This is a genomic window from Nonomuraea rhizosphaerae, assembly GCF_019396405.1.
GTDB lineage: Bacteria > Actinomycetota > Actinomycetes > Streptosporangiales > Streptosporangiaceae > Nonomuraea > Nonomuraea rhizosphaerae.
In genome coordinates this window covers 1-9,033 of record NZ_JAHKRL010000502.1, presented here as the reverse complement: position 1 = coordinate 9,033, position 9,033 = coordinate 1, and the positions used below count along the sequence as shown (strand labels likewise).

The following is a 9,033-nucleotide window of genomic DNA, read 5'->3' as shown; positions in this document are numbered from 1 at the left end:
CCGGCGAGCTGGTCGGCCGCACCGCCACCCGACCCGTCGTCCCCCTCGCCGGGGCCGGCGACGCCCGCGCCCGCCACGCCCTCGACCGGGTCGGCGACTGGCTCGGCGTCGGCGTCGTCAACCTCATCAACCTGTTCAACCCGGCGCTCGTGGTCTTCGGCGGGATGCTCCGCGACCTCTACCCGGGGGTCGCGCCACGCGTCCGCGCCCGGATCGACGCGCACGTCCTGCCGGTGTCGCGCGAACGGGTCCGGCTGGCCGTGACGGCGCTCGGCGACGACACCACGCTCGCGGGGGCCGCCGAGCTGGCCTTCGCCAACCTCCTGGACAACCCCCTCGACACGCTGGCCACCCTGCGCTGACCGCCCGGCTCAACCCGGTCGCGTCGAGAGACCGATCAGCGGTTCGAGGCTCCGAAGATCGCGTTGACCACAATGATCGCGAACCACACCGGCGCGATCACCCACATCTCCTCCGCCCAGAGGATCACCGCCAGCGTCACCACGGTGCCCAGGGCGAGCGACACGATCGCCAGCGCCAGCCGCTGCCCCTCGCTCGCCTTCTGGCTCCTGGCCGCCGCCTTCGGGTTCGTGGCGGCCAGGCGCTCGTCGACCCGCCGGTCGACCTCCTGGCCCATCTTGTCGAGGAACGACTCGACGATCGCGTCCTCGAAATCGGGGCCGAGGTCGCGACGGGCGCTCACCGCGGCCTTCAACTCATCACCGGTGCTCATATGTCGAGATATAACGGGTTTTGGGGCTATCGGGCAAGGATGTTGTCGAGGTCGTACGAGACCGGCCGCTCCAACTGCTCATAAGTGCACGAACCGGGCGTACGGTCCGGCCGCCACCGCCGCCACTGCGCCGTGTGCCGGAACCGATCCCCCTCCATCTGGTCATAGGCCACCTCGATCACCAGCTCCGGCCGGAGCGGGATGAACGACAGGTCCTTCTTGGCGTTCCAGCGCGACACCGCGCCGGGCACCCGCTGCCCGCCCGTCGCGGGACCGGCGGCGGGCTGGCCGACGTTGGCGGCGGCCTGCTCGGCCCAGTGACCCCACGGGTGCTCCGACAGGTCGGCGAGGTACGGCTTGAGCTCCTCGACCAGCTCGGCCCGGCGCGCCATCGGGAACGAGGCCGCCACCCCGACGTGGTGCAGCCTGCCGTCGTCGCCGTACAGGCCGAGCAGGATGGAGCCGACGATCGGCCCGGTCTTGTGCTCACGGTAACCGGCGATCACCACGTCGGCGGTCCGCTCGTGCTTGACCTTGAACATGGTGCGCTTGTCGGGGATGTACGGCTGGTCGCCGGGTTTGACGATGATGCCGTCGAGCCCCGCGCCCTCGAACGTCTGGAACCACTCGGCGGCCTGCTCCTCGTCCTTCGTGACCGGAGTCAGCCGGATGGATTGTCCTTTTTCCGGAAAAATCCCCTCCAGTCGCGCCCGCCGCTCGCTGAACGGCGCCTCCATCAGCGACTCCTCGCCCACCGCCAGCAGGTCGAAGGCCACGAACGAGGCGGGAGTGCGCTCCGACAGCAGCGTCACCCGCGACTTGGCCGGATGGATGCGCTGCTGGAGCGCGTCGAAGTCGAGCTGCGAGCCCATCGGCAGCACGATCTCGCCATCGACCACGCACTTGTCCGGCAGCTCGGCGCGCACCGCCTCGACCAGCTCCGGGAAGTAGCGCGTGAACGGCCGCTCGTTGCGGCTGCCCAGATACACCTCGTCCCCGTCGCGGAACACGATGCACCGGAACCCGTCCCACTTCGGCTCATAAAAAAGCGTGCCGTCCTGGCTGGGCATCTTCTTGATCGGTTTGGCCAGCATGGGCGGCACCGGCGGCCGCACCACCAGGTTGGGGACCGGAGGCGGCTCCTCGTCCACGACCGGGGGGACGGGCTCGGGAACGGTTGGATCGGTCATGACTTCGACTCCCTCGTGTACTTGCAGAAGAGGACCCCCTCCTCCTCCAGCACCTGGCTGAGCTGCAGCTCCACCTGCGACGCCTCGCCGTTGAGAATGCGCGCCGCCCCGCCGCCCACCAGCAGCGGGCTGACCGACAGGCACAGCTCGTCGATCAGGTCGGCCGCCGCGAGCTGCCCGTTGAGCCGCGGCCCGCCCTCGCACAGGATCCGCGTCAGGCCGCGCTCGTGCAGCTCGCTCACGGCCACCGACATGTCCACCCGGTCGCCGCCGGCCACGATCACGTCGGCGAGCCCGGCGGCGTCGGCGCGGCGGTCGGCGGGCGCGGCCTCGCAGGTGATGACGATCGTCCGGCTGACGGCCTCGGTGAACAGCGGGCTGCCCAGGTCGAGGTCGAGCCTGCGGGTGACGACCGCGATGGGCGGCGCGGCCGGCCTGCCCTCCCGCAGCGTCTCCCACGTTTCGCGCGGTTTGACGGCCCCGTACCCCTCCGTCCGTACGGTCGCCGCGCCCGCCATGACGACGTCGGCCATCCCGCGCAGCATCCGGAAGATCTGCCGGTCACCCTGACTGGACAGCCCTCCGGACAGCCCCTTCAGCCATGCCGCGCCGTCGGCGCTGGCGACCATGTTGAGCCGTAGCCAGGGCCGCCCCGCCGGGTAGGCATAGGCCTGCTCGATGTCCGGATCGTCCTGAATGTCGGGGTGGATGCGACGCACCCCTCTACCTTGGCACACGCCTCCGACATCAATCCGTCCCCGGGTACTTTGCCCGGAGGGATAGTACTTTGGCGTATCGAGGGACATACGTAGCGTGATGTGAATAACGTGGCGGCAAGCACGGCGCACAACGGTTTCGGGTGCTCAAGGGAGGCCCAGTGGGGCTGGTCACCGCTGTGACATGGCTGTTCACCGCGCTTGTGGGGGTCTATCTGCTGTACCTGTGGCTCCGCGGCGGCCTGCGGCAGGCGACCAAGGTGACCCGCTTCCCGGTCACGCTGATGTTCTCGCACCCTGTGCTGGCGGTGTCCGCACTGGCCAGCTGGGTGACGTTCCTGCTCACGGGCGGCCGGGCGTGGGCGTGGACGGCATGCGCGGTGCTGGGCGCGGCGACGCTGCTCGGCTTCACGATGTTCACCCGCTGGCTGGGGGCGGGCAGGCACGCCCGCGGCACCGAGAACCGCCTGCCCCTCGTGGCGGTCCTCCTGCACGGTTTGGCAGGGGTGACGACGTTCGTCCTGGTCCTGCTGACTGCAAGCGTCGCCCGCCTCCAATAACCGGCCTCGCCGGCCCGCCACGCCTCAGCGGGAGGACGGCCGTGGTCTCACCGTCTCGTGACGGCGCCCGGCCCCGCATCACCGGAGGAGCGTCTCCCTGGACAGACCCCAGCCCCGCACCGGGAGTGGGGCCGGCCCATGCCTGCCGTAAAAGAAAAAGCAAGGCCCCGCAGAGAACAGAGGACCCGCAAAGAACAGAGGCCCCCGCAGGGAACACAAGACCCGCAAGGAACACAGGACCCGCAGAGAATGCAGTACCCGCGCTTACAGTGGCCGATGCAGCACCTGGAGACTGCGCGCGGTCACTGTCACGGTGGCGGAGAAGGGATACTCCCCGTCGCAGACGCCCTTGTCGTCGGTGTTGACGATCGGCAGCCAGTGATCCCCGAACTCCGCCCCCGGCAGCGTGAACGTCATGTCCTCATGGTGGGCGTTGATCAGCAACAGGAACGAGTCGTCCTCGATCTTCTCCCCGCGCGGCCCCGGCTCGGTGATCGCCTCGCCGTTGAGATACACCGTCAGCGACTTCGCGTACCCGATGTGCCAGTCGCCGGCGGTCATCTCCGTCCCGCCCGGCGTCAGCCACACCAGGTCGCGCCGCCCGGAGTCGGGGTGGCGTCCGTGGAAGAAGCGCCGCCGCTGGAACACCGGGTGCTCGCGCCGCAACTGCGACAGCTTCCGTACGAAGTCCAGCAGGTCGGACTCGGTGTGCAGCTGCGACCAGTCGATCCAGGCCAGCTCGTTGTCCTGGCAGTAGGCGTTGTTGTTGCCCCGCTGCGTGCGCCCCAGCTCGTCGCCGTGGGACAGCATCGGCACGCCCTGCGACAGGAACAGCGTGGCCAGGAAGTTGCGCCGCTGCCGCTGGCGCAGCCGGACGATCTCGGGGTCCTCGACCGGTCCCTCGACGCCGCAGTTCCAGGAGCGGTTGTCGTCGGTGCCGTCGCGGTTGTTCTCGCCGTTGTCCTCGTTGTGCTTGCGGTCGTACGAGACCAGGTCGGTGAGGGTGAAGCCGTCGTGGCAGGTCACGAAGTTGATGGAGGCGACGGGCCGGCGGCCGGAGGAGGCGTAGAGGTCGGCGGAGCCGGTCAGGCGGGAGGCGAACTCGGGGAGCGCCGAATGGGTGCCCCGCCAGAAATCCCGCACTATGTCGCGGTATTTACCGTTCCACTCCGTCCACAAAGGCGGGAAATTCCCGACCTGGTAGCCGCCGGGGCCGACGTCCCACGGCTCCGCGATCAGCTTCACCTGCGAGATCACCGGATCCTGCTGGATCAGGTCGAAGAACGCGCTCAGCCGGTCCACGTCGTGCAGCTCCCGGGCCAGCGCCGCCGCCAGGTCGAACCGGAACCCGTCGACGTGCATCTCCAGCACCCAGTACCGCAACGAGTCCATGATCAGCTGGAGCGCGTGCGGCGAGCGGACGTTCAGCGAGTTGCCGCAGCCGGTGTAGTCGAGGTAGTAGCGCCGGTCACCGTCGTGCAGCCGGTAGTAGGCCCCGTTGTCGATCCCCCTGAAGCCCAGCGTGGGCCCCATGTGATCGCCCTCGGCGGTGTGGTTGTAGACCACGTCGAGAATGACCTCGATGCCCGCCTCGTGCAGCGCCCGCACCATCGCCTTGAACTCCAGCACCTGCTGGCCCCGCGTGCCCGAGCTGCTGTAGCGGCCGTGGGGGGCCAGGAAGGCCATGGTGTTGTAACCCCAGTAGTTGGTCAGGCCGCGCGCCACCAGGAAGTGCTCGGGCATGTACGCGTGCACCGGCATCAGCTCGACCGCCGTCACCCCGAGCGAGAGCAGGTGCTCGATGATCGCCGGGTGCCCGACGCCCGCGTACGTGCCGCGCAGGTCCTCGGGCAGCGCCGGATGCCGCATGGTGAGCCCGCGCACGTGCGCCTCGTAGATCACGGTCTCGTGGTACGGGGTGCGCGGCGGCCGGTCGTTCCCCCACTCGAAGAACGGGTTGACCACCACGTTCTTCGGCATGTAGGGGGCGCTGTCGTCGGTGTTCGGCCGCGACGGGTCGGTGAAGTGGTACGGGAACAGCGACTCGTTCCACGTCAGCTCGCCGTCGATGGCCTTGGCGTACGGGTCGAGGAGCAGCTTGGCCGGGTTGCACCGCTCGCCGCGCGACGGCTCGTACGGCCCGTGCACCCGGTAGCCGTAACGCTGCCCGGGCGCGATCCCCGGCAGGTACCCGTGCCAGACGAAACCGTCGACCTCGGGCAGCTCGACCCGCTCCTCGGACCCGTCATCCTGGAAAAGGCATAGCTCGACCCGCTCGGCGACCTCGGAGAACACCGAAAAACTGGTGCCAACACCGTCCCAGGTGCCGCCAAGTGGATAGGGCTCGCCCGGCCAGACCTCGCGCATGTGACCCAATTGTCGCACGCGAACGCTGACTCGCTAGAGCAGTTCGGCGTTGAGGCTGATCGTGGTGCCCGCCAACGCCTTGCTCACCGGGCAGTTCGCCTTCGCGGTCTCGGCAGCCTCCTGGAACTGCTCGGCCGAGATCCCGGGCACGTGGCCCTTCACCGTGAGCACGATGCCGGTGATGCCCTCACCCGGCTGGAACGTCACGTCGGCGCTGGTCTGCAGCGACTCGGGCGGCGTGCCCGCGCCCGCGAGGCCGTGCGAGAGAGCCATCGAGAAGCAGGAGGAGTGGGCGGCCGCGATGAGTTCCTCGGGCGAGGTCTTGCCGTTGGCGGACTCGGCCCTGGACGGCCAGGAGACCTCGAACGTGCCGACGCCCGACGTGTCGAGCGACACCGTGCCCGAGCCGTCGAGCAGGGCGCCCTTCCACTGCGTGGTGGCGGTGCGAGTGGTGGCCATACGGATGCTCCCTCTATGGACGTGCGCTGCGAACGTGATCGTGCTGGTGCGGTGGTGCTTTGCGGTCGTGCTGGTGCGGTGGTGCTCCGCCGGCGTGCTCCGCCGGCGTGGTCGTGCCGTGGGCCGGCGATGCTCGCGCTCTGCGATCCTGCCCAGCTCAGCGACCTTTTTCAACGACCCTCGCAGCGGCCCTTCAAGTGGTCACCCAAAGGGGCGCCGTAATGGTCGTGAGGTACCGACCCTATCGCGCCCGCACAAAGTTCCGTGGCTCGGTCATCCGTATGCACTTTTCCGGCGAATAGTGACATGCTCGGGTCGCGGCGCACCCGCCGCCTAGGTCCGGATCACGGGAGTGTGGTGCCAGTGGAGGCACCGTACGACGACCGCCTGCTTCATCAGCGGGTGGTCGGCGGCGACGAGGCCGCGTTAGGGGAGGTCTACGATCGGCTCTCCTCGCTGATCTTCGGTCTTTCCCTGCGGGTCACCAGGGACCGTGTGATCGCCGAGGACATCACGCAGGAGGTGTTCCTGGTCTTCTGGGAACGGCCGCTGGCCTACGACCCGGACCGCGGCACGCTGCGCGCATGGCTGGCCACGATCGCGCACCGCCGCGCGGTCGACCACGTGCGCGCCGAGGAGCGCAGGCGCGTCTCCGCGCTCGGCCCCCGGCTGTACGAGCCGGAACCGGCCAGGCTGGAGGACACCGTGCTCGCGGCCGACGAGGCCAAACGGGTGCGGCAGGCGGTGACGGCGCTGCCCGAGGGCCTGCGCGAGGCGGTCGAACTTGCCTACTACGGTGGCAGGACCTACCGCCAAGTGGGTGAGGAACTGGGAGTGCCCGAAGGCACGGCCAAGTCGCGGATCCGGCTGGCACTGCGCCGGCTGGCCGACGCGCTGGCAGAGGAAGAGGTGTGATGGAGCCCGTCGAGCGTCTCTACCTGGACGCGCTGATGGAGGAACCGGCGGTGCCGGAACGCTCCCTGCGGCCCCAGCTGCTGGCCGGAGCCAGGGCGCGCCGCAGGCCCGCCGCGCCCACCGCGGCCTGGGCGGAGCCGTACGCGAGCCGGGTCGCCGCGATGGACGCGCTGCTGGCCTCCGCCGCGGACGACGACTGGTCGCGGATCATCGTCGAGGGTTGGACGCTCCAGGAGCTCGTCGCGCACCTCGCCGCCAAGGACGGCCTGCTCGCCGCCTCGGTCGGCGCCCCCGTGCTCGGCCCGCCCATCGGCGCCACCGACTCGCTCGGCCGCACCGCCGACGTCCAGAACCACGAACGGGCCCGCGACCCCGAACAGACCCGCCGCGACTGGCGGGCCCAGGCCGACGCCCTCTGCCGCCACCTGACCGACCTCGACTCCACCACCCTCGCCGGCATGGACGGCCTCGACGCGCCGGTCCGCGACCACGTCCTGGCCAGGGGCCTGGAGACGTGGATCCACGCCGACGACGCCGCCCGCACCGCCGACCTCAAACTGCCGCACCCGATCCCCGAGCACATCCACCCGACGGCCGACCTGTGCGCGCGGCTGCTGCCGTGGACGATGCTGCTGTCCGGCCTGGACGGCAGCGGCCGCACGCTCCGCCTCACCCTCACGGGGCCGGGCGGCGGCGACTGGACCCTCCCGCTCGGCGTCAGCGACGACCCCGGCGGCGCCGGCGATCCGGACGCGTGCATCGAGGCGGACGTGGTGGGCTTCTGCTTCCTGCTGGGCGGACGGGGGGACCCCGAGTCGTTCCCGGCCGACCTCAAGGGCGACCTGGGCCTGGCCCGGGACGTCCTCACCACCGCCCCCGCCCTCTCCGGCCCGTAACGGCCCGCCGAGGACCCGGGAAACCCCTCGCTGCCTCGCATGAGCCCTGCCGTTCGAGTGCTTCTCAGTCGGCCGTGCGGGTCACCAGCTCCCTCGCGTACTCGTCGTCGCTGTCCGCCAGCACGCGCTTGGTGCCCTGCTCGGCCCGCGGGTCGCCGCGGTCGGCCAGCCCGCGCGTGGCCTCGGCCACCGTACGCAGGTCGGCGTCGTCGAGCCGGTCGGCCAGCGCCTCGCGGATCACCGGCGTGTCGGCCTTGAGCGCCGCCAGCCCGGCCGTGGCCCAGTCGCGGACCTCGGTCTCGTCGTCGCGGGTCATGCCGATCAGGATCTCCAGGCCGTCCTGGTGGTCCGGCGGCAGCACGTCGGCCAGGGCGATCGCGTCCGTCATCGTCCGCCGGTGGCCGGGGCGGCCGATGATGTCGAGCACCTGCGGCAACGCGCGCGGGTCGCCCTGGTGGCCGAGCGCCGCCAGCACCGAGCGGAGCACCTGGGGGTTGCCCTCGGTGGTGGCCATCTTCTGCAGCAGCGGCAGCGTGCGCTCCAGGTAGGGCTTCTCGTCGTCCGCGAACCCGAACTGGGCGATCGCGTCGACCCCGAACTCCCGCTCCCTGGCGTCCTCGCTCACGCACAGCCGGGCCAGCACCTCGTAGGTCTCCTCGTCGGCCCGCTTGCCCAGCGAGTCGGCGACGACCCACCAGGTCTCGGCGTCCTCGTCGGTGTCGCGGTGGGCCAGCGCCCTGGCCACGAGCTGTTCGGCGGGCGTGTAGACGCCCGTGGCGTCCTCCAGCAGGGTCGCCACGGCGGCGTGGCCGCGCTGGGCCTGCACCTGCTCGGTCTGCTCGCCGTCGGGGGAGCGCCCGGCCACGGTGACCAGCTCGGTGCCGTCCTTGGCGAACTGCCGGGCCACGACGTACTCCCAGCCCTCCTGGCCGATCTGGTCGAGCAGCGCGCTCTCCAGGTGCACGCCGACCCAGTCGATCGCGATCTCCAGTGGGCCGTCGCCGTCGCCGTCGTACTTCTGGGCGTCGGCCCCGTTGTCCAGCAGCAGCCGTACGACGCCCAGCCCGCCGCGTCTGGCCGCCAGCGTGAGCGGGGTGTCGCCGTCGTCGTTGGTGACGTCGACGTCGGCCCCCGCCTCGATCAGCCGCTCGGCCGTCTCGGCGTGCCCGTTGGCCGCGGCCCAGAGCAGCGCCGTCC

General features: G+C 70.6%; 10 protein-coding genes. 4 read left to right on the top strand and 6 right to left on the bottom strand.

Annotation, left to right across the window (positions count from 1 at the left end; genetic code table 11):
• Nucleotides 1–362: ROK family protein (locus KME77_RS26230; RefSeq protein ID WP_219471613.1), on the top strand; the 362-nt coding region annotated here is incomplete at its 5' end.
• Between the two features lie 35 nt (nt 363–397).
• Here the strand turns inward: KME77_RS26230 and KME77_RS26225 are convergent.
• From KME77_RS26225 to KME77_RS26215, 3 genes are read right to left on the bottom strand one after another with little or no spacing between them, the layout of a single operon-like run.
• Nucleotides 398–733, bottom strand: a complete 336-nt coding sequence (locus KME77_RS26225; RefSeq protein WP_219471612.1) for a hypothetical protein — start codon at nt 731–733, stop codon at nt 398–400.
• A 26-nt stretch (nt 734–759) separates the two neighbouring features.
• Nucleotides 760–1,923 (bottom strand): ATP-dependent DNA ligase, encoded by a 1,164-nt coding sequence (locus tag KME77_RS26220; RefSeq protein ID WP_219471611.1) that lies wholly within the window; start codon nt 1,921–1,923, stop codon nt 760–762.
• Nucleotides 1,920–2,642 (bottom strand): pyrimidine reductase family protein, encoded by a 723-nt coding sequence (locus tag KME77_RS26215; protein WP_219471610.1) that lies wholly within the window; start codon nt 2,640–2,642, stop codon nt 1,920–1,922. Before KME77_RS26215 ends, KME77_RS26220 begins: the two co-directional genes overlap by 4 nt.
• A gap of 158 nt (nt 2,643–2,800) precedes the next feature.
• Between KME77_RS26215 and KME77_RS26210 the strand changes: the two genes are divergently transcribed.
• Nucleotides 2,801–3,199, top strand: a complete 399-nt coding sequence (locus tag KME77_RS26210; protein ID WP_219471609.1) for a hypothetical protein — start codon at nt 2,801–2,803, stop codon at nt 3,197–3,199.
• 264 nt (nt 3,200–3,463) lie between these two features.
• Here the strand turns inward: KME77_RS26210 and glgX are convergent, their stop codons facing one another.
• Nucleotides 3,464–5,566, bottom strand: a complete 2,103-nt coding sequence (glgX, locus tag KME77_RS26205; protein WP_219471608.1) for a glycogen debranching protein GlgX — start codon at nt 5,564–5,566, stop codon at nt 3,464–3,466.
• 33 nt (nt 5,567–5,599) lie between these two features.
• A complete protein-coding gene (locus tag KME77_RS26200; protein ID WP_219471607.1) occupies nt 5,600–6,025 on the bottom strand; it encodes an OsmC family protein in 426 nt (141 codons plus the stop codon).
• Between the two features lie 363 nt (nt 6,026–6,388).
• Between KME77_RS26200 and KME77_RS26195 the strand changes: the two genes are divergently transcribed.
• Nucleotides 6,389–6,940: a sigma-70 family RNA polymerase sigma factor gene (locus KME77_RS26195; protein ID WP_219471606.1), complete on the top strand. Its 552-nt coding sequence runs from the start codon at nt 6,389–6,391 to the stop codon at nt 6,938–6,940.
• Nucleotides 6,940–7,836: a maleylpyruvate isomerase family mycothiol-dependent enzyme gene (locus KME77_RS26190; protein WP_219471605.1), complete on the top strand. Its 897-nt coding sequence runs from the start codon at nt 6,940–6,942 to the stop codon at nt 7,834–7,836. The genes KME77_RS26195 and KME77_RS26190 overlap by 1 nt, the downstream gene beginning before the upstream one ends.
• 64 nt (nt 7,837–7,900) lie before the next feature.
• Here KME77_RS26190 and KME77_RS26185 read toward each other — a convergent pair.
• Nucleotides 7,901–9,033, bottom strand: a 1,133-nt coding sequence (locus KME77_RS26185; protein ID WP_219471604.1) for an ankyrin repeat domain-containing protein, incomplete at its 5' end; no start/stop codon positions are given.